The organism is Prevotella sp. (genome assembly GCF_051059605.1).
Taxonomy (GTDB): domain Bacteria; phylum Bacteroidota; class Bacteroidia; order Bacteroidales; family Bacteroidaceae; genus Prevotella.
Map to the genome: position 1 here is coordinate 2860205 of NZ_CP050883.1, position 24350 is coordinate 2884554.

Consider the following 24350-nt stretch of genomic DNA (forward strand, 5'->3'; position numbering starts at 1 on the left):
TAAGTGAAAAGAACGATTCTATTATCAATATCGGTATTACTGGCTCTGGGCTTAAAAGCTCAGAAGCCAGTATATCTGGATGAGTCTAAACCTTTGGAAATGCGTGTCGAAGATGCGTTGTCTCGTATGACTCTAAACGAGAAGATTGCGGTTATTCATGCTCAAAGCAAGTTTTCTTCAGCAGGAGTGAAACGACTTGGATTTTCTGATTTCTGGACAGATGACGGCCCTCATGGAGTTCGCCCTGATGTGCTTTGGGATGAATGGGAACAAGCTGGACAGACAAATGATTCATGCGTTGCTTTCCCAGCTCTTACATGTCTTGCAGCAACATGGAATCCTTCTTTAGCTAATTTGTATGGACATAGTCTCGGAGAAGAGGCTTTGTATCGTGGCAAAGATATGATTCTTGGTCCTGGTGTAAATATATATCGTACACCGCTGGGTGGAAGAAACTTTGAGTACCTAGGTGAGGATCCATATCTTTCTTCGCGTATGGTTGTGCCATATATTCATGGATTGCAGAATATGGGTGTCGCTGCATGTGTGAAGCACTATGCTCTTAACAATGATGAGGAATACCGTCATCAAGTGAATGTTATTGTGGACGACCGTACTCTTCATGAAATATACCTTCCGGCTTTTAAAGCTGCCGTCACCGAGGGTGGAGCATGGGGTATTATGGGTGCTTATAATCTTTATCATAATCAGCACAACTGTCATAACGAGATTTTATTGAATAAGATTCTTAAACATGATTGGAAGTTTGATGGTGTAGTGGTTTCTGACTGGGGTGGAACTCACAATACAGATGAGGCTGTAATGAATGGTCTTGATATGGAATTTGGAACTGGTACTGACGGACTGCGTGCAGGAACAAAGAATGCCTATGAAAACTATTATATGGCTTATCCATATCTTATGGGTATTCGTGAAGGCAAGTACTCTGAAAAAGAACTTAATGACAAGGTTCGCAGAGTGTTGAGATTATATTATCGTACGACAATGAATCGTAACCGTCCTAACGGTTTTCTGTGTTCTGAAGCTCATTATGCTGCTGCAAGAAAAATCGGCGATGAAGGTGTCGTACTTTTGAAGAATGATAAAAATGTATTGCCTGTTGACACTCTTTCGGCACATAATATCCTTGTAGTGGGAGAGAATGCTATAAAGATGATGACTGTTGGTGGAGGTTCATCTTCATTAAAGGCTCAAAAAGAGATTTCTTTTTTGCAGGGTTTGCGAGAGGCTCTTTCATGCCACAATATCAAAGTGGATTATGAACGTGGCTATGTTGGCGATGTAACAGGTTCTTATAATGGCGTAACTACAGGACAAGATCTTAATGATAAGCGATCTGCTGCTAAACTCATAGAAGACGCTGTAGCAAAAGCTCGTAAAGCTGATTACGTTATATTATTCGGTGGATTGAACAAGAGCGATTATCAGGATTGCGAAGGTCACGACCGAAAGGAGTATGGCTTGCCTTATGGACAGGATAAACTTGTTGATGCACTTGCAAAGGCTAACAAAAAGCTTGTATTCGTGAATATATCAGGAAATGCAGTTGCAATGCCTTGGAAGAATAAGGTTAATGCCATATTGCAAGGATGGTTTGTTGGTTCTGAATCAGGTGAAGTGCTTGCAGATATTATAACAGGTAAAGCGAATCCTTCAGGAAAATTGCCTTTTACTTGGGTCGCATCTCTTAATGACGTACCTGCTCACAGACTTAATGCATATCCAGGAAAATGGCGTGCCGATCATAAGATAATTGATGAGGAATATAAAGAAGGTCTTTATGTAGGTTATAGAGGTGTAGATAAATTCATGACAAAGCCTTTGTTTGCTTTTGGACATGGATTGAGCTATACATCTTTCAAAATTACTAATCTTCGTGCAGATAAGCACGAGATGACACGTGACGGAAAGATTACATTCACTGTTAATGTAAAGAATACCGGAAAGCGTGAAGGTTCAGAGGTTGTACAGTTATATATAAATGATGTAAAGTCATCATTGCCGCGTCCGTATAAGGAACTTAAAGGTTTTGCAAAAGTATCGTTGAATCCTGGAGAATCAAAGGATGTATCTATAACAATAGATAATAATTCGCTTAGTTATTATGATGACAATAAATCAGAATGGGTTTCTGAATCAGGTGCATTCAAGGCGCTGATTGGAAATTCTTCAGATCATATTATTGGTGAAATAGGTTTTGTTTTAAGATAATATCTTTTATTTTTAGGTTAGAGTATCAGATTGTTTTTTAGCTGCATCATTGTATATGATGCAGCTTTTTTTGTTTAATTTCATATTTTTTGAACGTTGTGTAATCTTGTGTAGCAATATATTTGGATTAGTCATTACGAAATTCTACTTTTGCAGTGTCATGACAAACAGAAATAATGATAACTAAACAAACAATTTATGATTATGAAAAGATTATTTTTTGCTGTAATGCTAGTTGTTACATCATTTACGACAGTCGTTGCACAGAATAAAGCCGACGATAATTCTGGCAAAGTTTATGAAATGATAGAAGTAATGCCTGAATATCCAGGCGGTATACCAAAACTGATGGAGTTCCTTTGTGCAAATGTGAGATATCCAGTTGAAGCTCAAAAAAGCAAGATAGAAGGTCGAAGTGTTATCGGATTTGTTGTTGAGGGGGATGGATCAATATCTAATGTAAGTGTAACAAGGGGATCACATCCTTTACTTGATAGCGAAGCTATAAGGGTTGTGAAGGCAATGCCTAAATGGAACCCAGGTTTAATAAAAGGAAATCCTGTACGCGTGAAATTTAATTTGCCTATATATTTCAAACTGAAATAGAAACAGTTACATGAGGAAACCACTAATATACATAATAATTCTCTCTCTTTTGGTTGTGGGATGTGCTGAAGAAAGGCACACCCACAACCCACAACTTATTGTTTTAGATAGTCTTCAACGAGTATCTCCAGATTCCGCTTTTAGCATGCTTGATAAACTGAATACTGTTTTCCTACCTGAAGATTCAGTTTATAATAACCTAATCTACACAGAGACAATTCTTAATAAGACGGTCTCTTATGCTTCAGATTCAGCAATTAATAAAATAGTAGATTACTACACGGTCAAGCAGAATAATGTTCTACTTGGTCGTGCATATCTTTGCCGTAGCATAAACAGATATAAGAACGGACGATCTTCATATGCCATAACAGATGCTCTTATGGCAGAAAAGTTGCTGCCAACTGATGACAAGTATTATGGGTGCAAGGTGCAGTTATTATTGGGTCTAATTAATCTTGATGCAGGTTGTTATAGAATATCTCTGGAAAGACTTAAATTGGCAAGCCGTTATGCCGATGAATTCGGTAAAAATCCTACATTGACAGCCCAAAGTTATAATTATATGGCAGAAGCTTATGACAGATGTGGCAGAAGAGATAGTTTCATGTTTTGTATCAGACATATTAAACCACTTCTTTCTAAGTTGGATAATTATACGAAGGCTGATATCAATGTTAACATCGGAGATATGTATATGCGAGCTGGTAAACTTAATAAGGCTTTAAGTTATCTTTCTGAAGGCGAAATCTATGATTTTTCATATAAGGCTTTGTATATTATGGGTAAAGTTTATTATATGATGGGTAACACTAAACAAGCTAATGCGCATTGGATGGATGCTGCAAACTCCGGTTCACTGCCAATACGAGAGGAATCTCTAGCATCATTGATAAAACTGAATCCAAATAAAGTGGAACTGTATCAGCAATTTTATTCTGTATATAAAGAGATGCCACATGTAGACAGTGATGAGTTGTCTGCTTTTCAGATGCGACTTGCACAGCAGGAAATGCAGCATGAAACATATATGCGTACAATAACCTTGCTGTATATAATAATAGGCATATTGTTGCTTTTGATATTATCTTACTTATATTATCATCATAAAATGAAGATTGTTCGTCGCAGGCTTAGTGATATAAATGCCCGTTATCTAGGTTATCTTGAAGACTATAATAATGCGAAATGCAATATTGAAGAGCTGAAAAATAAGATAGTTAAATACCAGGAAGACAAAGAAGCCCCTGAGAATTGGAGCATAGAGAATATGTTGCTTAATACTGATGTTGTGATATCATTGCATAGAATAGCCTCAAGAGGGCAGTGTGCAAATGAAGTTAATTGGCAGCAGCTTACCCAACTTATTTCAGAACGCGATAAAAGTATGGCTATATTACTAAGCAATAATCCAGAACTTTCTGATCGTGAGCAACATGTTGTTATGCTTATTCGGCTGAGATTTATTCCTAGTGAGATATCTGTATTAATGGATGTTAGTGCTCAAAATGTGACAAATATGCGTCAGCGACTTATGCAAAAAATGTTTGGCGAAAACGGTGGAGCTCGTGACTTTGATCGTCGTATACACGAATTGCAAAGACCGCAGTTTTAATATAAACACGATGAAAATAATGCGTATTGATCCATAAATCCATAAATGCTTACCCCCTGCGTTTTTCGCGTTTTTTAGCTACGAAGCTACGTCATCTCCCAAAAAGCCTATAAACAGAGGGGTTGAAGATACGTAGCTTACAGTATTTAGCTACGCAAGCTACGTTCTAGCTACGTTATCCATTTCTGCTTATATAATGTACGTGTAGGCACGCGCATACCTAGGGTTTTGCAAAATATAAGCGTCTAATTGTCAACTTGTTGAACATCAGTATTTTATCGACGAATTTGACTAAATAAAGTGACGGTGACCCGACCGTCAAATATCGAGTTTTGCATACGTTTCTATATAGAAACGGAAACGTTTGCACGTAGAAACGCAGACGTTTCTACGATGTTTTACCTTCTATTGCTTCGTAAAACGCAGTCCATTTCGTCGTAAAACGGATTGCAAAACATCGTAAAACGCATCGAAATACTTCGTAAAGTGTAATTCAATACGATAAAATTTTCGCCCATATTTTACCGATAGATAACCATCACTTTATTCGAACCGAAAAGATGTCTAACAAATTGATGCTCAACGGATAGACACTTCGACACTTGTTTTTCTGAAAAGTCCAGAGTGTGCACATACGCACGCATGCGTATTATGATGTGTAGCATCCAGTAATTGAAACTTTGGCTAACAGACTAACCTAAATCTGATTGCATGGACAAAATTTTTGCAGTATCTTTGCCGAGAATTCAGCGGAATTCAGCAGAACATTTAAACAAGCTTGAAAATTCTGTTTTCGTTTACTGAATCTATTAATACATCCTCAGTTCCCCAGATACAGCCAACGGTTCTTTGACAAATTCACTTATAGAATACATTTCATCCTTAAAAAGACACAAATTGACGTAGCTAGAACGTAGCTAATCGTAGCTAAATACAGTAAGCTACGTATCGTTAGCCCCTCTATTTATGGGCTTTGCAAGAGATGCCGTAGCTTCGTAGCTAAATAAAAACAAAACCGCAGAGACGACACCTTAAACTATGACAATATAGATTAAGTTGGGAAAATGCAGAGCCGAAGTAGAATGTTACTTGATAACAGGAAGGTAAGATAAAAATCGCGTTAAAGATCAATGATTAAATGGCAGAGAATTGTTGCTTTATGCTTGCAAATTGATGTCTCTTATATTATTGTAGTCAATTCGTTGTTTGTAATGGTACAAAAAAAACAGGTCATTCCTCACGGATTAACCTGTCTTTATTTAAAAAATTAATCTATCATGAAAAACTTGTCTAATTTTACTAGACCATATACCATATATCTTATACTTTATTCCTAGACAATAATAATAGACTATTTCGGATACAAAGTTATGAATATATGGTCAATAACACTGATACTATTTTGCTATAATCTTTGCATTTCTTGCAATCAACAAATTTTTAGTTGTATCATAAGCGTGAAATATGTTTATATTTTGTTTTATCAAATTTAATTGTTACATTTGCAAACAAATATATAATTAAATAATATGATACTATCAACAACTCCTTCACTAGAAGGTAAACACATTACCAACTATTATGGTGTGGTAACAGGCGAAACAATTATCGGCGCAAATTTATTCCGTGATTTGTTTGCAGGAATACGCGATATCGTAGGTGGACGTGCCTCATCTTATGAAAAGGTGCTTCGTGAGGCAAAAGATGCTGCAATGAAAGAAATGAGTGAGCGTGCTGAGGCTATTGGAGCAAATGCTATTGTTGGTATTGATCTTGATTATGAAACTGTAGGCTCAAATGGCAGCATGCTGATGGTGACTGCTTGTGGAACAGCCGTACGTATAGAGACAATATAAGGTTCACTGACATTCAGTGAACTTTTTTTATATTAAAGAATAAACTTGTTAAATTAGCTCAATAAACGAATTGTTTGTCGGGAAATAGTAATATATACTGCATTATTAGCCCTTTTTATCGTTTTTGTTATGTCAGAGAAAGTTTTTGTAATATTTACGAAAATAAGGTTGTTGTGTTTTGTATACTTTTGCCATAGAGATTCTATTAGAAACGTAAATTTTGAAAAACATGAAAAACGATTTTAGAATTGGAAAAACATTAATGTTACTTTTTATGTTATGCCTCTTCCCTGTAGGAATGTTAGCACAAAATGTTTTGAAAGGCACTGTTACCGATGCGGATGGAGAACCTGTTATCGGCGCTTCTGTAAGAGAAGTGGGAACTAGTAATGGAACTATTACTGACATATCGGGGCAGTTCTCTATTAATGCTCCTGCAAATGCAAGACTTACGATTTCGTATGTCGGGTTTGTTACACAACAAATAAACGTATCTGGCAGAAAAAACATCTTGGTGAGTCTTGCTGATGATACAAAATCCATTAGTGATGTAGTAGTCATTGGTTATGGAACTCAGAAGAAAGCCGATTTGAGCTCATCAATATCAATTCTTGATGCAAAGGAAATCACGAAAGTTCCTGGTGGACTTTCTGCAGGACTGCAAAGCTCTGTTCCTGGAGTTCAGGTGACTAACGGCCGTATACACATTCGTGGTGTAGGTTCTATTAACAATACTGATCCACTTTATGTTGTAGATGGAATGATAGGAGGCGCTGTTCCTGATGAAAACAATATCGCTTCAATTCAGATACTAAAGGATGCGGCCTCATGTGCTATATATGGTGCTCGTGGTGCAAATGGTGTTATCGTAATCACAACTAAGCGTGGACAGGCTGGAGAAGTGAAGATAGATTATAATGGATATCTGGGATGGAAAGGCTTTACTCATGAAATAGATCTTCTTTCAGGTCAGGATCTTGCTGAACTAATAAACGAGGAAATGTATAATCAGAATCCTTCACGTAAGGACTATATGGCTGGACTATCAGATCCCGAATCAATTGGCAAAGGATATAATATGTTTAAGGCTATTACACATACAGCGTCATATCAGAAGCATAATGTAAGTATTAGCGGTGGCTCAAAGGATGCCAACTTCCGTGTTACTGGTATATATGGAAATGACAACTCTTTATATATTAAAGAAGGTTCTGAAAATATGTCTCTGAATGTAGTCTCAGACTTTAAAAAAGGTATCTTTGGCTTTGGCGAGACTCTTACCGTGGGGCGTAATCTGAATCACAGTACAGATATGCTTAAACTGATAGCTATAAAATGGAGCACAGCTTGTCCAATTTATGACCCAACATCATCTACTGGTTATGCCGGTGCATCGCTTGGTACTGATATGGAAAATCCAAGAGCTACTGCCGATAATACTTGGAACCGTAATGAGACAAATACGATGACTGGTAATGCTTGGATTACAGCAGAGCCAATAAAGGGATTGGTATACAAATTTAATATGGGAGCAGACCTGTATCGTAACAACGGGCGGTCCTATGATGCTGATTATGTTGTGGGTGATTATCAGAAGAATACACCTGATACATATTCTATGAGTAACAATAGAAGCAACCGTTTCCTTTATGAGCATACCTTGACATTCGACAAGACATTTAATTTGCATCATATAAATGCGATGGTTGGTCTCACATCTGAGGAAACAAAGGGATATGGTTTTAATGCAAGTGCTCGTGATATGCCAAGTTCCGAAGTCCTTATTCTTAGTGCTACCCAGAATGCCAAGTCAAAGGAAGTCGGAAGTTCTGAATCACATTCTGCAATGTATTCTTATCTTGCTAGATTGATGTATGACTATTCAGGAAAGTATATGGTCACAGCAAACTTCCGTCGGGACGGTAGTTCAAACTTTGCCAAGAAAAATAGGTATGGAAACTTTCCTTCTTTCTCTGCAGCATGGCGCATTAGTCAGGAAAAATTTATGAAAAGCTTAACATGGCTTGATGACCTCAAATTACGTGCAAGTTGGGGTAAATTGGGAAACTCTAATATTTCTCCATATCAATATCAGTCTACAGTTTCTTTTAATACTGTACGTTATTACCTTAATGATGTTGAAAATACAGGTGCACTTCCAATGACACCAAGTAATCCTGACGTAAAGTGGGAAGCCTCAACTTCGACTGATTTTGGCTTTGACCTGACGATGCTCCACAATCGACTAACTTTAACTGCGGATTATTATAGAAATAGAACTAATGATATGCTCGTAAATGTACCGATAGCACGTTCTGCCGGATATTTAAGCGTTTTCCCGACAATGAATGCTGGAAGCATAGAGAACAAAGGACTAGAATTAATAGCCACATGGCGTGATCATATAGGAAATAAATTCGATTATAGTATTTCTGCAAACTTTTCTACTGTAAAAAATAAGGTTATAGACCTTGGAGCAAATAATGAAATATTTGCTGCTTCTGGAATTACTTGTACTAAAGTTGGAAATTCAATAGGACAGTTCTGGGGATATAAGACAGCGGGATTGTTCAAAACTGACGCAGAAGCTGCAGCTTATGTAAACCAAAAGGGCGAGCGTTTACAGCCGAATGCAAAAGCTGGTGATATTAAATTCCTTGATCTAAACGGTGACGGAACTATCGGTTCTGGCGATATGGACTTTATTGGCAATCCTATTCCAAAGTTCTCTTATGGTATTACAGCTGAGGCTCAGTATCGTTCTTCATTTGGAACATTTGATTTCTCAATGGTATGGAATGGCTCACAAGGAAACGATATCTATAATAATACACGTAGCTATGGTGAAGGAATGTATCATAATTACGCATGTTTTACAAGTGTAAAAGACCGTTTCCGCGCTGAGGATATTACTTTTGTAAATCCACTTAACGGTAAAACCACATTCTATCCTAAGAACACAGATACTAATATGCCACGTGCGGTATATGGAGATCCGAACCAGAATATGCGTCAGAGTGACCGTTATGTAGAAAATGGATCATACTTGAGACTTAAATCTATAGTACTAGGATATACTATGCCAAAACGTTGGTGTGACAAGGTATATCTTGAGAATATGAGATTCTATATCGGTGCAAAGAATCTGTTTACTATTACAGACTATAAAGGTTATGATCCAGAGGTAGGTGACCAAAACACAAGTGGTACAAATCTTACTCGTGGTGTAGATGGACTTACATCTTGGGATCCAACATTCCCTAACAGTAAAGAGTTTTATATTGGAGTGCAGCTTACATTCTAACTAGTAGACTATATTACAAATATTAAAATGGAATACATATGAAACACAATATAATTAAATATATGGCTGCTGCATGTTTGCTGGCAACTGTGTCAAGTTGTAAACCCGATATGGACCTTAATAATCCGTCGGAAGTTTCAACCAATACTTACTATCAAAAGATATCGCAGCTTCAGAAGTCGCTAATACCGGCTTACCAAGCCCTTATTGGAAGAAATCAGGGAGGATATTGTTTCACGACACTATTCACGCTTCTTGCTCCAGGTGATGATTATCAGCGTACTTACAAATGGTCAAATATGTATCAGGATACATACAATACACCTGCAAGTGATGCGGCTGCGATGGGACCTTGGCAAGATTGGTTTAATGGTATAATGGCGGCTAATCTTGCAATAGATAAAATGAGTAATTTCGCGGTAAACGATAATGATAAGGAAACTCTGAACACAATGCTTGGACAAGCTTATTTTCTTCGTGGTTTGTATTATCTGAATTTAGCGTCATTGTATGGGGAGACGATTCCTCTTTATGATCATGCCATAGCAACAAATGCAGACTATTATCCTGCAAATGCTGTAAAGGGAACGATATATCCACAGATAATAAATGATTTCAAGAAGGCTGCTGAATTGTTGCCTGTACGTAGTAAACTATATGCTGATGCCTCAAATATAGGACGTGCGACTCAGGGAGCAGCACTTGGATTTCTTGCAAAAGCTTGCTTATGGCGTCCACTTATAGAAAAAGGTAGTAGTGCAGATTATGAGACAGCTATTTCTGCTCTCAAAAAGGTTATTGAAAGTGGCGAGTATAAGTTGAATGCTAGTTTCAAGGATAATTTTACTAATGACCCCGCAACAGAAAATGGCGTAGAGAGTGTTTTTGAAGTACAGTTGCATAATGGTAATAGTTGGATGGGGGGTGACCTTAGTGATTCATGGCGCTGGATAAACATTGGACTTCCTGATGGGACAGGAGGCTGCTGGTGGAATCTTGCTCCTACTCCAATGGCATATAATGAATTTGAGAATGGAGACCCAAGACGTTATATGACGTTGTGGTGTCCTGGTGGTGCTGACTTTACAGATATGAAAGGCAATACTGTTACTTTCGATGACATGAACGCTAAGTGTTCTTCTGACAAGGATCTTTATGGTACGCGTAAGGCTTGTCCGGATAAGATGATTTCAGATGCAGATGATGATTTTAACGATCCACTTATGCGCTATTCTGATATATTACTTATGTATGCTGAATGTTTGCACTTTACAGGACATGATGGTACAGATGTAAATGATAATACTGGTGCAAAATATTGGATTCAGCAAGTACGAAATAGGGCAAATAATGTTGTTCCATCTGAACAGTCAAAGCTATGGTATTCAAAGTCACCTGGGACAATACCTAATGTAGATGATTTGTTGAAAGATGCTCCTACAATCAATGGATTTAAGATGGATAATGTAATGAATGTGATTGAGCATGAGCGTTGTGTAGAACTCATGGGCGAGTATTATCGCTATTTTGATCTAATGCGCTGGGGTATGAAGGATTCTAAATATCTAGAGCCTCTTAAGAAACTTGGATGGAATGAAAACAAGATGTATCTTCCTTTCCCTCAAGAAGAATTGAATAATAACCCGAATTTAAAAGGAAACGAGGCTAATTAGTTGTTATGTGATTTTTTTAATTGATTTTATAGATAAAATGTTTTGGTAATTTGTTAGTGTATTGGTTACTGTCTGTGTGAACGGATAGTAACCTTTTTTGTATCTTTTATTTAAAAGATTGAAAACTATTCCTTTAAAAATAGTTTTTTGCGTACCTTTGCCACTGAAAAGATTTCCACGGATTATGATAAAAGATAGAATTATTAAAATGTTGTGCTTGTTCACAACCCTTATGCTTATTTCATGCGATGATGTTTTTGATGTTCATCCCTATGATGTGAATATTAAAGGTGAAACTCATATTAATGCTACTAATATAAGTAAAATAAAGGATCTTTGCAAGGATAAGGATACATTGAAGATAGCCTTTATCAGTGATACACATGGTTGGTATTCAGATTTTAAGGATGAGGTCGCTGATATTAATAGACGAAGCGATATTGATTTTGTGATACATTGTGGCGATATTACAGACACAGGTACGACAAAGGAGTACGAATGGGCTCGTAGTATATTTAACAAACTTAATGTTCTTCATGTAGCATTGATTGGTAATCATGATTTTCTAGGAACAGGAGATCAAGCTTATCATGTGATGTTTGGTGATAATGATTTCAGTTTTATAGCAGGAAGAGTTAAGTTTGTATGTCTTAATACGAATGCCACAGAATATGATTATCTCGCTTCTGTACCTAATTTTGATTTTATGGAGAGTGAGCTGAAATCGGACTCAGCGGATTTTGACCGTACAGTGATAGTGATGCATGCTCGTCCAGGCAGTGAGCAGTTTAACAACAATGTTAGTAAGGCATTTAATTACTTTGTGCATTTATTCCCAGGAATAATGTTTTGTGTTTCAGGACATGAACATGCTACTCAGGCAGATGAGTTGTTTAATGACAAACTGATGTGGTATGGTGTAGACTGTGCACAGCATCGCAAATATGATATATTCACAATAACTAAGGAAGGATACAAATATGAAGTCGTTAATTTTTAGTGCTTTGCTGTTTTTTATACCATTACATTCCTTTGCAGGTGGTGTGATTGACGAGATTGATAGCCTAAGTTTAAATGACTCGTTGGCTTATTTCACTTCTAGTAGCAAACAGAATATATATAAAGAGAAAGGACGTGAAAGCGTTTATGATCGAAGAGTTCATTATTTCAGAAAGTATTGGGCAGCTCTTATACCAACTCAGGTAGTGGTTCAGAATGCGGGAAATATGGGAATTTTCTCTATAGGTTTGGGATGGGATTATGGTAAACATCGCCAATGGGAAACTCATGTACTTTGGGGGTATATACCAAAATATGACAGCACGCGTGGAAAACTGACGATGACGCTTAAAGAGAATTATATACCATGGAGTATATATTTAGGCAAAGGTTGGGGATTCGAACCATTTGAAACAGGCTTATATATAAATACAGTATATGGTCATGAGTTCTGGCGCAGTCAACCACAGCGCTATCCTGATAAGTATTATAGTGCTTTATCGACAAAGTTCAGAGTTAATGTGTTTTTTGGTCAACGTGTTACAAAGGTTATTCCAAATAATCACCGTATGTTTGTGAAAAGTATTACAGCATTTTATGAGATAAGTACTTGTGATCTTTATATACGTTCTATGTTTACAGACAATGATGTGAAACTAAAGGATATTCTGGGTTTATCCTTAGGGTTGAAATTTCAGCTATTATAATGTTATGTAACATTATGCAAAGTTTCTGATACATATATTATGGGGTGTGTATGAATTATTTATTATTTTTGCAACATTAAATGATTTATACATTATATACCCATGAAGAATGTAAAACACATCTTATTATCAATTATCATAGCGTGTCCGGTGCTTGGTGCAAATGCTGCAATACCGGACACGCAAACTCATTTAGTGCCATGGAATAAAGGCGCATTTCAAACAAACAATTATAGAAATCTGTTTGTTGAAATGGGATATAGCAAGAAACAGGTTGATAACAAACTGAATGAAGTATTCAAAGAAGTTTTTTATGGTCCTCACAAAGTGTATTTTGAGGTAGGAGACAGTATGGCATACATCTCGGACATTAAAAATCATGATGTGCGCACTGAAGGTATGTCTTATGGAATGATGATTGCAGTGCAGTTTGATAGAAAAGATATCTTTGACAAAATATGGCGATGGAGCAAAAAACATATGCAACATCAGAATGGACCACGTGAAGGGTATTTCGCTTGGAGTTGCAAGATTGATGGAACACGAAATTCCGAAGGTTCGGCATCTGACGGTGAGCTATATTATATTACATCTCTTATATTCGCTGCCAACAGATGGGGAAATGATACTGGTATAAATTACAGAAAAGAAGCGCAGAAGATAATAAACTGTTCTTTCTTGAAGAACGGCGAGAATGATATTATGCCGCTGATAGATAAGCAAACAAATCTTATTACTTTTACTCCAGATAAATTTGGTAGTAGGTTTACCGATCCTTCATACCATATTCCAGCATTTTATGATGTTTGGAGTCGTTGGGCTTATGATGGAAGAACAGACTTCTGGCAGAAAGCTGCAGCTGCGTCAAGAGAATATCTTCATAAGGTTGTAAATAATACCACAGCCTTGAATCCAGACATAAGCAACTATGATGGAACACTAATAAAAATGAGAGATTATGTCATGAATACATTTAGATATGATTCATGGCGTGTGCCTGCAAACATTGCACTGGATTATCAATGGTCATGCACTGATATGAAATGGCAGAGGGAATACGGAGAGAAGATTCAGAACTTTTTTTATTCAAAGGGAATCAATACTTTTGTTGATCAATACAACATAGATGGAACATTGCCGAATGAGAAAGAAATACTTGCTGCGGGTGATTATCCAAAAGCTTTACGTCATTCCATAGGACTTCTTGCTACAACTGCTACTGCATCATTGATGTGCGGTCATGATATAAGTAAAGAATTTGTTAATGCATTATGGAACGCTAAGCACGAACCATCATCAGATGGATATTTTGATGCATATTATGATGGATTGCTAAGACTATTTGCCTTTATGCAACTAAGTGGTAATTATAGAATAATTCCTCCTATGCATGATGGTAAAGAACCACAGCTTGAAACATATTTCTCAAAATGCAAAACAAGAGATGCTGCTCCAGATGATAATGGTTTTATAAGGAGATGGACATTGCTGGAACCTATTGATAAACCTAATGTAAGTAATGCTGGCTTTACGGATAGTTATCTTCGTGATGCCTTTTATCATGAGTATTTCAAAAATCAACAGACTTATGTTCCAAAGGATGGTAGCGTTGTTAAGATAGGTAGTAATAAATTGACATGGCATTCTATGGATAGTCAGCAATATAATGTGAAACTCTTTAGATTGGCTTCTGGACTTGGAAAGCAAACTTACGGTGTCTTGTTTTGGGCGGTTACGATAATCGACTGCAAGGAAGATATTCCGAACGCTAGACTTGCTGTTGGTTCCAATTCTGCATCTATGTGGTGGTTGAATGGTAATGAAACACTATTGCTTTCTGGCGACCGCAGGATGGTTAAAGATGATTGTGTGTCGCAAAGGCTTACATTACATAAAGGTAGGAACATTCTTCGCGGAGTAGTTATAAATGGTCCGGGAATGAGTAATTTCTGTGCGCGCTTTGTAGATGAAAGCGGCAAACCTATAAAGAACTATACTATAAATAATATGTAATCTAAAATCAGAAACAATGACATCTTTTCATAATATATTCATCGCACTTTCGGCAATGCTATCTTTGTCTCAGTCAGCAAATGCGCAAATTGGTCAACCTTATATTCATGACCCATCAACTATAATGGAATGTAATGGCAAGTATTTTACATTTGGTACTGGTGGAGGAGGATTGATGTCTGATGACGGTTGGAACTGGAAAAGTGGAGCTGTGAGACCAGGCGGTGGTGCTGCCCCTGATGCAATAAAGATTGGTGACAGATACCTTGTTGCTTATGGAAATTCTGGCGGCGGACTTAACGGCGGACACAATGCCCACATCTTTACGATGTGGAATAAGTCCTTAGATCCAAAATCACCAGACTTTAAGTTCACAGAACCTATAGAAGTTGCTTCATCAGACGGTTATGAGGATAATGATGCAATAGACCCAGGATTGTTACTTGACCCAACAAGCGGTAAGTTATGGATGTCTTATGGTACGTATTTCGGCAATATACGCATCGTGGAACTTGATCCTAAAACAGGTGATAGAATACCAGGTAACAAACCTGTAGATATAGCAATAGACTGTGAAGCTACAGATTTAATATATCGTGACGGTTGGTATTATCTTTTGGGAACACATGGAACATGCTGTGATGGAGTTAATTCTACATATAATATAGTTGTAGGGTGCTCACAAAACATTCTCGGTCCATATATAGATAATGTAGGTCGCACGATGTTTGAGGGCGGTGGAAGAATGGTTATATCAGCCAATAACCGTGCTGTAGGTCCAGGACATTTTGGACGGGAAATAATTGATAATGGAGTAGAAGTAATGTCATGCCATTATGAAGCAGATTTCAATCGCAGTGGTCGTAGTATATTGGCAATAAGACCATTGTTGTGGAAAAACGGATGGCCTGTAGCAGGGGATAGTTTTAAGGAAGGCGACTATGCAATCCTATCAGAACGTCGTGGCTATGCTTTGGAACTTTCTGTTGACTTTGTTAGAATACCTCAAAAGCAGCAAGCGTTTTGGCACATAAATCCTAATGATCCGATAGAGTCATTGCCTAATCAACAGTTGGCTGATGTTGTTGGAACATGGAAGAAAGGTGATATAAGCGTACGTACTAATGACTATATGTGCCGACCAAATCAACTTTGGACTATAACAGCAATACCTGAAGCTGGAGGATATCTGGGTGGACCATATTATAAGATTACAATAAAGGGAACGAATCGTGCCCTCACGGCAACAGCTGATGCAGAGGTCTCAACAGTTCCTGAGTTTACAGGTAAACTAGAACAGCAATGGCGTATAGAGCAACTCACGGACGGAACTTACAGGATAATGCCGAGGGTGATACCTGGAAAGGCTGAACCAAATACGCATTATGTGCTTTATTCTGCAGGAGACAGTACCCCAACTTTAGCTCTTTATGATTTCAATACGGATAATTCAAAATGGAATTTCAAATAGGCTATAACACAATAAAAATTAATATATGAAGAAAATATTGACAATGGTGTTGACGTTGTTTGTGTCGCTATCAATGACAGCGCAACAATTGCCTTACCAAAATCCGAAACTTAGTGCGACAGAAAGGGCAAAAGATCTTCTTAGTCGTCTTACATTAGACGAGAAGGCTCTGTTGATGCTTGATGAATCACCAGCAATTCCACGTTTGGGAATAAAGAAATTCTTTTGGTGGAGCGAGGCTTTGCATGGTGCTGCTAATATGAGCAATGTTACTGTATTTCCAGAACCAATAGGAATGGCAGCTTCATTTAATAATCAATTGCTTTATAATGTGTTTAACGCTGCAAGTGATGAAATGCGTGCACAGTATAATCATAGAATGCAGAATGGCGGTGAAGATGAAAAATTCCATAGTCTTTCTGTATGGACTCCAAACGTAAATATATTCCGTGACCCTCGTTGGGGACGTGGACAGGAAACATATGGTGAGGACCCTTATCTGACTTCAGTTATGGGTACGGCAGTAGTAAATGGCCTTCAGGGACCTGAATCATCTAAGTATCGTAAGTTATGGGCTTGTGCTAAGCATTATGCAGTGCATAGTGGACCAGAATACACACGTCATACCGCAAACCTTAATGATGTTAGTCCACGAGACCTTTGGGAGACATATCTTCCTGCATTCAAGACACTTGTAGAAGATGCTAAGGTGCGTGAGGTTATGTGTGCATATCAACGATTGGATGATGAGCCATGTTGTGGTAACAATCGTTTGTTGCAACAAATATTACGTGACGAATGGGGTTTTAAATATCTTGTGGTTTCAGATTGTGGTGCTGTTACTGATATATATGAAAGTCATAAAACTGCTTCAGATGCTGTCCATGCTACAGCGAAGGCTGCATTGGCTGGTACTGATGTGGAATGTGGATTTAATTATACATATAAAAGTATCCCTGATGCTGTGAAGCGTGGATTAATATCTGAAGCAGAGGTTGATAAACATGTAATGAGACTTCTTGAGGGACGTTTTGAATTGGGTGAAATGGATGATCCTAGTCTTGTTGAATGGTCAAAAATACCTTACTCTGTAATGGATTGTAAAGAACATAGACAGACAGCTCTTGAAATGGCACGTCAGACAATAGTGCTATTGCAGAATAAGGATAATGTACTTCCTTTGAAGAAAGGTGCTGAAAAAATAGCTATTATCGGACCTAATGCTGCAAATACTCCAATGATGTGGGGTAATTATAATGGAACACCAAACCATACTGTTAACATCCTTGACGGAATAAAAGCAAAACAAAAGAATATTGTCTATATTAAAGGATGTGATCTTACAGACAACAAGATTGTTAATCCGCTTTTTGCACAATGCTCGGTTAACGGAAAACGTGGACTTCGAGGAACATTCTGGAATAACACTGAAATGAGCGGTAGTCCAGTTACTACACAATATTATAATAATATGGTGGCTGTAACAACTGCTGGAATGCATAATTTTGCACCTAACGTGAAGATCGAAGATTTTTCTGCAAAATATGAAACAACTTTGCACCCGCTAAAGTCTGGTGAAGTTGTTGTAAATGTTGAGGGTTGTGGTGATTTTGAGGTGCTTGTCAATGGAAAACAAATGCAGAAACATCACACTTGGCGAACTACTGCTACACGCACTCCGATAAATGTTGAGGCAGGAAAGAATTATAATATAGAAATTAGGTATAAGTTTGTGAAGACTTGGGGCGCAAATATGAAAATAAACATAGGCACCGAAAGTACCATTGATTACGATGCGATCATTGCAAAGTTGAAAGGTATTAATAAGGTCGTGTTTGTCGGAGGTATTTCTCCTGCTCTTGAAGGTGAGGAGATGCCTGTGAATATAGATGGCTTTAAGGGTGGTGACCGTACTAATATAGAACTTCCAAGTGTACAACGTAATTTTCTTCAGGCTTTGCATAATGCAGGTAAGACAGTAGTCTATGTAAACTGTTCAGGTTCGGCAATAGCTCTCGAACCAGAGACAAAGAACTGTGATGCTATCGTTCAGGCATGGTATGCTGGTCAGGAAGGTGGAACTGCTGTTGCTGATGTGCTTTTTGGAGATTATAATCCATCAGGTAAATTGCCTGTTACATTCTATAAGAGTACGAAGCAGCTTCCTGACTTTGAAGATTATAGTATGAAAGGTCGTACATATCGTTATTTCAGCGACCCATTATTTGCATTTGGTTATGGTGAAAGTTATACCAAGTTTAATATTGGTAAAGCAGAATTAGAACATAAAGGCGATTCTATATTGATGAAGATACCAGTTGAAAATGTCGGTGTTAAAGACGGCACTGAAATATTACAAGTTTACATTCATGATATGCAAGATGCAAATGGACCGATAAAGTCGTTGCGTGGATTCTGTCGTGTAAACTTGAAGGCTGGTCAGAAACAAGTTGCAAAAATATGTCTCAATAAGAAATCATTTGAATTCTTTGATGAGACAACTAATACGATTCGGACACGTCATGGTAACTTTGAAATCATGTATGGAAGTAGTTCGCAGGATAAAGATTTGCAAAAAGAAACGATTATGTTTTAGTAAAAATTCATATTTGTAATGGTTGTCGTGCCGGCTGAAAATATTCAGTTCGGCACGTTTTTATTCCTCGAATGTTTCAAAAACATTAGTTTTTAGGCTATTTTAGCTTATATGTTACATAAAATAAAATGCTCGTTACAATTTATGATATTTATTTAATATGTATTAAATATATTTGCAGTCGCGAATTAAAAATCTAAACCTAATAATTAAAAGATGAAACAAGTACTCAGACTTTTTCAAATCGTTTCTCTTGTTGTTGTGTTTATGTCAATGTCGGCAACCCCGTCATTGGCTCAAGGCACATTGAGAGGAAACGTAATCGACTCGCAAGGTGAACCGTTGATTGGTGCCACTGTCGTAATGAAGGGAAAAACTTCTGTGGCTACAGTTACCGATTTCGATGGTAATTTTGTGTTGAATACTTCGGTTAAGAAAGCAACATTGTTGGTTTCTTATGTTGGTATGGTTCCGCAGGAAGTAGTTGTCACAGAAGGTAGAGCTGTAAAGGTTGTCTTAAAAGACGACGACCACACATTGCAGGAAACCGTGATTATCGGTTATGGTCAGCAAAAGAAGGCCAGCGTTGTGGGCTCTATTACTCAGGCCGATGCCAAAGTGTTGTCACGTACGGGTGGTATTTCCAGCCTTGGTGCAGCATTGACGGGTAATCTTCCTGGTGTAATCACAATGTCAAGTTCTGGTATGCCTGGTGATGAGGATCCAAAAATTCTTATTCGTGGTGTGAATACATGGAACAACAGTGAGCCTCTTGTATTGGTGGATGGTATCGAGCGTCCTATGGGCTCAATTGATATTGCTTCAGTACAGAATATCTCTGTGTTGAAAGACGCCAGTGCTACAGCCGTTTATGGTGTGCGTGGTGCTAATGGTGTTATCCTTATTACGACAAAACGTGGTGAAGAGGGTAAGGCAAAAATTGAAATCGGTATGCAGATGACAGCAAAAGTTGTTTCTAAATTACCAAACAAGATGAATAGTGCTGATGCGCTAACTGTACGTAATCAGGCTGCAGAGAATGAACTTGGACTAAATCCAGATTCTTGGTCAAAAGTTTTGCCAATGTCAACTATTGAAAAATATCGTCATCCTGCAAACCTTGCAGAAGCTGAAAGATATCCTAATGTTGATTGGACAGACGAACTTTTTAATAAATCAGCTATTTCTTATAATCCTAATATTAATGTAAGTGGTGGTACAGCTTTTGTTAAGTACTTCGCTTCTTTGGATTTCTTGCATGAGGGTGACCTTTATCGCAAGTGGGATAATAACCGTGGTTATCAAGCTGGTTATGGTTTTAATCGTATCAATGTCCGTTCTAATTTAGATTTTCAACTTACAAAAACAACCAAATTTAAAGTAAATCTATTTGGTAGTAATGGAGTTAAGCAAGGACCTTATGGTGTAGTATCTAATTCATGGGCTGAAACTCAATTGTGGCAAGCTGCTTATTCTGCACCAAGTGATGCTTTCATTCCTCGTTACAGCGATGGAACATGGGGATATTTTCCAGATGATACGCAGGGTGCACCTAATTCTATAACAAATTTGGCGCTTGCTGGTGTTTGTAAAACAACAAATACAAGAATTAATACAGACTTTACATTAGAACAAGATCTTGGCTTTATCTTGAAAGGCTTAAAAGCAAATGCTACAATATCTTGGGATAATTCTTTCACAGAGGATAAGCGTGGCATTAATGACCAAAACCATGGAGCTCAGTTCAAATGGATAAATCCAGAAACAGGTGAAGTAACTTATGCTCAAAAACAAGATAGTAAAACCGGATTTGATTTCAACGAGGGCATCCTTTGGACTACTGACAAGGGAACGGCTAATGTTGGTAACCGAAACTTATTTTATCAGGGACAGTTGTTCTGGGGTGGAAAGTTTGGTAAACATGACGTAACAGCCATGGGTGTATTCAACCGTAATGAGACTGCTTATGGAAGTGAATTTACTCACTATCGTGAGGACTGGGCCTTCCGTGCCACATATAGTTATGCAAGTCGTTATTTCTTAGAGTATAATGGTTGTTATAATGGTTCTGAGAAATTCAGTAAGGACAACAGATTCGTATTCTTTAATTCAGGTGCTGCTGGTTGGCTCGTAAGTGAGGAAAACTGGTTTAAGCCAATTAAGAAGTATGTAGATATGTTGAAATTGCGTTATAGCTATGGAGAAGTCGGTAACGACTGGGTAAGTGACCGTTGGTTATATGCTACGCAATGGGCTTATGGAAGTACGGGAGTAAATATTGCAGGACAATCAGTTAATGGTCTTTATACAGATAATAGTCCTTATACATGGTATAAAGAATACAAAATTGGTAATCCTAGCATCCACTGGGAAGTAGCAACAAAACAGAATTTTGGTATTGACTATAGTTTCTTAGGTGGTTTGATTGCTGGTAGTTTGGAATTCTTTAACGAAAATCGCCATGATATCCTTGTTGATGGTGGTGATCGTTCTATCCCAACATACTTTGGAGCTAAGGCTCCTACAGCAAACCTCGGTAAAACAAAAAGTCATGGTTATGAGTTTGAATTGAGATTAAGCAAGACTATAAGCGGAGTTCATATGTGGGGAAACTTCAATATGACACATGCTGTAAATAAAATTGTCTTCAAGGACGATCCTGCTTTGAAACCTGCATATCAGAAACAAGCTGGTTATGCAATAGGACAAGATCATGCAAATCTAACAACAGGTTTTGCCAATACATGGGATCAGGTTTATGGTATGACAGAATTTAATACCAATGAAAACCAGAAGTTGCCAGGTAGCTATACTGTCATTGACTATAATGGTGATGGTGTTATTGATGCAAATGATAGCGCACCTTACGGATATACAGGTACTCCAGAAAATACATATAGTGCATCTATTGGTGCAGAATGGAAAGGTTGGAGTTTCTATGTTCAGTTCTATGGTGTTTCTAATGTAAACCGTTATGTTGCTTTCAATTCTTTAGGCAAAAAACTTGACACTGTGTTTGATGAAGGTACACTTTGGTCAAAATACACAACAGATGCTGATGCTCCAATGCCACGCATCAATTCAACACCTAGTTACAACGAAGGAACACGTTTCCATTATGACGGTTCGTTCATCCGTTTGAAGAATGCTGAAATAGCATATACATTTACCGGGTCTTGGGTTAAGAGCCTTGGTATTAGTAGTATTCGTGTATTCTTGAATGGTAACAACCTTTGGGTTTGGTCAAAAATGCCTGATGATCGTGAGTCTAACTTTGCAGGTACAGGTCTTGCCTCTCAGGGTGCTTATCCAACAGTTAAGCGTTATAACCTGGGTCTTAAAATCAACCTTTAAATATCATAATAATGAAATTCTTTAATAAAATTATACTTTTTAGTACATTGACACTTTCTATGGGATTTGTTTCGTGTACTGACTATCTGGACAAGTCGCCGGATTCAGACATCTCGAGTACAGATGCCTTTAAGGATTTCCACAATTTCCAGGGATTTACGGAGGAACTTTACAATTGTATTCCAGACTTTAATGGTGGATATTGGACGAACTCTTGGAACTGGGGTGAGGATGAAATAATCAATGTTGGTACAACCTTCCATTTTGGATACAAGGTTGATCAAGGTGATTTCTGGGGATGGCAGAGAGAATTTGATGGTTGGTCATCTGGATGGATGGACCGTCAGAAAGCTAGTGATTTTAATCCTGGTTCAGACCGTTTCGGTCATAGTCTTTATCCTGGTTGCTGGTATGGTATCCGTAAGGCAAATATGGGACTTGCTAATCTTGATAAGTTCTCAGGAACAGATGAAGAAAAAAATCTTATAGCAGGTCAACTTTATTTCTTCCGTGCATGGTTCCACTTCGAGCTGATGCAATATTTTGGTGGTATACCTTATATTAAAGAGGTTTTGCCTTCAGATCAACAGTTAACCTTGCCACGCATGACATATAAGGAATGTGCTGATTTGGCAGCTGAAGATTTCCGCAAGGCAGCAGACTTGCTTCCTATTGATTGGGACAAGACTACAATTGGTGCTCAGACAAAGGGTAAAAACCAGTTACGTGTGACAAAAATTGCCGCTCTTGGCTATCTTGGTAAGAACTATCTTTGGGTAGCAAGTCCATTGATGGCAAAAGGTACTAGTGCTGGCACCTATGATTATGATGCTGACTATGCTAAGAAAGCTGCTGATGCATTCGGTGAATTGTTTCAAACTCTTGATGGTAATGATACTCAGTTTGGGCTGCTTCCTTGGACTCAATATTCAGAGAACTTTGTTACTTCTGGAGAAAATGGCAAAATGCCTGGACAGACAAAAGACAACACTATTACTGAGGCTATATTTCGTGGCCCTGTTTATGGTAGTGGCTGGGGCTCTTCTGCTTGGGGGCAAGCTAAGGCATATGGTGGTGGAGATATCAATGATGGGGGCGTGACGTTCCTGCCAACAGCCAATTACGTAAACTATTATGGTATGGCCAATGGTCTACCTCTTGATGACCCACAGTCTGGATTTGACAAAGAGCATCCTTGGAAGGACCGTGATCCACGTTTCTATAATGATATTCGTTATGATGGATGTCGTATGGTAAAGAAGGAAACAACGGGTAATGATGATAATACCAAATGGCGTTATGCAGATTTACAGACCGGAGGTTTGTTCCGTAGCGAGACACGTGGAAGTCGTACTGGTTATTTCAATTATAAGTTTATTACCAATGAGTGCAACAAGTGGGATGATGGTTATGGATGGTCTCCACAGATTAATATTCATATTCCATGGATGCGCCTTTCTGATGTTTATCTTATGTATGCTGAATCTGTTGTTGCAGCTACTGGTAATGCCAATGGCAGTGCAACTTCTACGATGACAGCTCTACAGGCAGTGAACAAGATTCGTGCACGTGCAGGAGTAGTAGATGTAAACTCAAAATATGTTTCTGATCCACATAAGTTTATGGATGAGATTCGCCGTGAACGTGCTGTTGAATTGGCATTCGAGGGACATCGTTTTAATGACCTCCGCCGTTGGTTGCTTCTTGACAAGTATCCCTATAATGTAAAAACTTCACAGGAATTCCAGCGTGTTGGTAATATTAATCCTACTGATCCTAAGCAGGATGCCGTGAGCGGATTCAAAGAAGTACAGATATTGAAGCGTGACTTCTCTGCAAAGCATTATTGGTTGCCATTGAAGAAAGCGGATACTCAACTTTATGTTGGATTCGACCAGAATCCTGGATGGTAATTAGATTTTTT

At 38.0% G+C, this 24350-nt stretch carries 13 protein-coding genes; all 13 read left to right on the forward strand.

The window, feature by feature from the left end:
• Positions 1 to 3 precede the first annotated feature (3 nt).
• Positions 4 to 2232 (forward strand): glycoside hydrolase family 3 C-terminal domain-containing protein, encoded by a 2229-nt coding sequence (locus tag HEQ28_RS11225; protein ID WP_434502455.1) that lies wholly within the window; start codon positions 4 to 6, stop codon positions 2230 to 2232.
• A gap of 204 nt (positions 2233 to 2436) precedes the next feature.
• Positions 2437 to 2838: an energy transducer TonB gene (locus tag HEQ28_RS11230; protein ID WP_434502456.1), complete on the forward strand. Its 402-nt coding sequence runs from the start codon at positions 2437 to 2439 to the stop codon at positions 2836 to 2838.
• A gap of 10 nt (positions 2839 to 2848) precedes the next feature.
• On the forward strand, positions 2849 to 4453 hold the full coding sequence (locus HEQ28_RS11235; protein ID WP_434502458.1) for a hypothetical protein: 1605 nt from the start codon (positions 2849 to 2851) through the stop codon (positions 4451 to 4453).
• Between the two features lie 1529 nt (positions 4454 to 5982).
• Positions 5983 to 6309: a heavy metal-binding domain-containing protein gene (locus HEQ28_RS11240; RefSeq protein ID WP_207153050.1), complete on the forward strand. Its 327-nt coding sequence runs from the start codon at positions 5983 to 5985 to the stop codon at positions 6307 to 6309.
• A gap of 229 nt (positions 6310 to 6538) precedes the next feature.
• Positions 6539 to 9613, forward strand: coding sequence for a SusC/RagA family TonB-linked outer membrane protein (locus HEQ28_RS11245; RefSeq protein WP_434502460.1), 3075 nt, complete (start codon positions 6539 to 6541; stop codon positions 9611 to 9613).
• A gap of 38 nt (positions 9614 to 9651) precedes the next feature.
• Complete coding sequence (locus HEQ28_RS11250) at positions 9652 to 11286, forward strand: RagB/SusD family nutrient uptake outer membrane protein (RefSeq protein ID WP_434502462.1); 1635 nt, start codon at positions 9652 to 9654, stop codon at positions 11284 to 11286.
• Between the two features lie 184 nt (positions 11287 to 11470).
• Positions 11471 to 12286, forward strand: a complete 816-nt coding sequence (locus tag HEQ28_RS11255; protein ID WP_434502464.1) for a metallophosphoesterase family protein — start codon at positions 11471 to 11473, stop codon at positions 12284 to 12286.
• Positions 12267 to 12992 (forward strand): hypothetical protein, encoded by a 726-nt coding sequence (locus tag HEQ28_RS11260; protein ID WP_434502466.1) that lies wholly within the window; start codon positions 12267 to 12269, stop codon positions 12990 to 12992. Before HEQ28_RS11255 ends, HEQ28_RS11260 begins: the two co-directional genes overlap by 20 nt.
• A gap of 102 nt (positions 12993 to 13094) precedes the next feature.
• Positions 13095 to 15005: a glycosyl hydrolase family 8 gene (locus HEQ28_RS11265; RefSeq protein WP_434502468.1), complete on the forward strand. Its 1911-nt coding sequence runs from the start codon at positions 13095 to 13097 to the stop codon at positions 15003 to 15005.
• A 16-nt stretch (positions 15006 to 15021) separates the two neighbouring features.
• Positions 15022 to 16476 (forward strand): family 43 glycosylhydrolase, encoded by a 1455-nt coding sequence (locus HEQ28_RS11270; RefSeq protein ID WP_434502470.1) that lies wholly within the window; start codon positions 15022 to 15024, stop codon positions 16474 to 16476.
• Positions 16477 to 16501: 25 nt separating this feature from the next.
• Complete coding sequence (gene xyl3A / locus HEQ28_RS11275; protein WP_434502472.1) at positions 16502 to 19072, forward strand: xylan 1,4-beta-xylosidase; 2571 nt, start codon at positions 16502 to 16504, stop codon at positions 19070 to 19072.
• A 216-nt stretch (positions 19073 to 19288) separates the two neighbouring features.
• Positions 19289 to 22426: a SusC/RagA family TonB-linked outer membrane protein gene (locus tag HEQ28_RS11280; RefSeq protein WP_434502474.1), complete on the forward strand. Its 3138-nt coding sequence runs from the start codon at positions 19289 to 19291 to the stop codon at positions 22424 to 22426.
• Between the two features lie 11 nt (positions 22427 to 22437).
• Positions 22438 to 24339, forward strand: coding sequence for a RagB/SusD family nutrient uptake outer membrane protein (locus HEQ28_RS11285; protein ID WP_434502476.1), 1902 nt, complete (start codon positions 22438 to 22440; stop codon positions 24337 to 24339).
• Positions 24340 to 24350 lie beyond the last annotated feature (11 nt).

Excerpts from the sequence above, each read along its gene's own strand:
- HEQ28_RS11230 (WP_434502456.1), top strand. The coding sequence starts at position 2,437 with ATGAAAAGATTATTTTTTGCTGTAATGCTAGTTGTTACATCATTTACG.
- HEQ28_RS11235 (WP_434502458.1), top strand. The coding sequence starts at position 2,849 with ATGAGGAAACCACTAATATACATAATAATTCTCTCTCTTTTGGTTGTG.
- HEQ28_RS11240 (WP_207153050.1), top strand. The coding sequence starts at position 5,983 with ATGATACTATCAACAACTCCTTCACTAGAAGGTAAACACATTACCAAC.
- HEQ28_RS11245 (WP_434502460.1), top strand. The coding sequence starts at position 6,539 with ATGAAAAACGATTTTAGAATTGGAAAAACATTAATGTTACTTTTTATG.
- HEQ28_RS11250 (WP_434502462.1), top strand. The coding sequence starts at position 9,652 with ATGAAACACAATATAATTAAATATATGGCTGCTGCATGTTTGCTGGCA.
- HEQ28_RS11255 (WP_434502464.1), top strand. The coding sequence starts at position 11,471 with ATGATAAAAGATAGAATTATTAAAATGTTGTGCTTGTTCACAACCCTT.
- HEQ28_RS11260 (WP_434502466.1), top strand. The coding sequence starts at position 12,267 with ATGAAGTCGTTAATTTTTAGTGCTTTGCTGTTTTTTATACCATTACAT.
- HEQ28_RS11265 (WP_434502468.1), top strand. The coding sequence starts at position 13,095 with ATGAAGAATGTAAAACACATCTTATTATCAATTATCATAGCGTGTCCG.
- HEQ28_RS11270 (WP_434502470.1), top strand. The coding sequence starts at position 15,022 with ATGACATCTTTTCATAATATATTCATCGCACTTTCGGCAATGCTATCT.
- xyl3A (WP_434502472.1), top strand. The coding sequence starts at position 16,502 with ATGAAGAAAATATTGACAATGGTGTTGACGTTGTTTGTGTCGCTATCA.
- HEQ28_RS11280 (WP_434502474.1), top strand. The coding sequence starts at position 19,289 with ATGAAACAAGTACTCAGACTTTTTCAAATCGTTTCTCTTGTTGTTGTG.
- HEQ28_RS11285 (WP_434502476.1), top strand. The coding sequence starts at position 22,438 with ATGAAATTCTTTAATAAAATTATACTTTTTAGTACATTGACACTTTCT.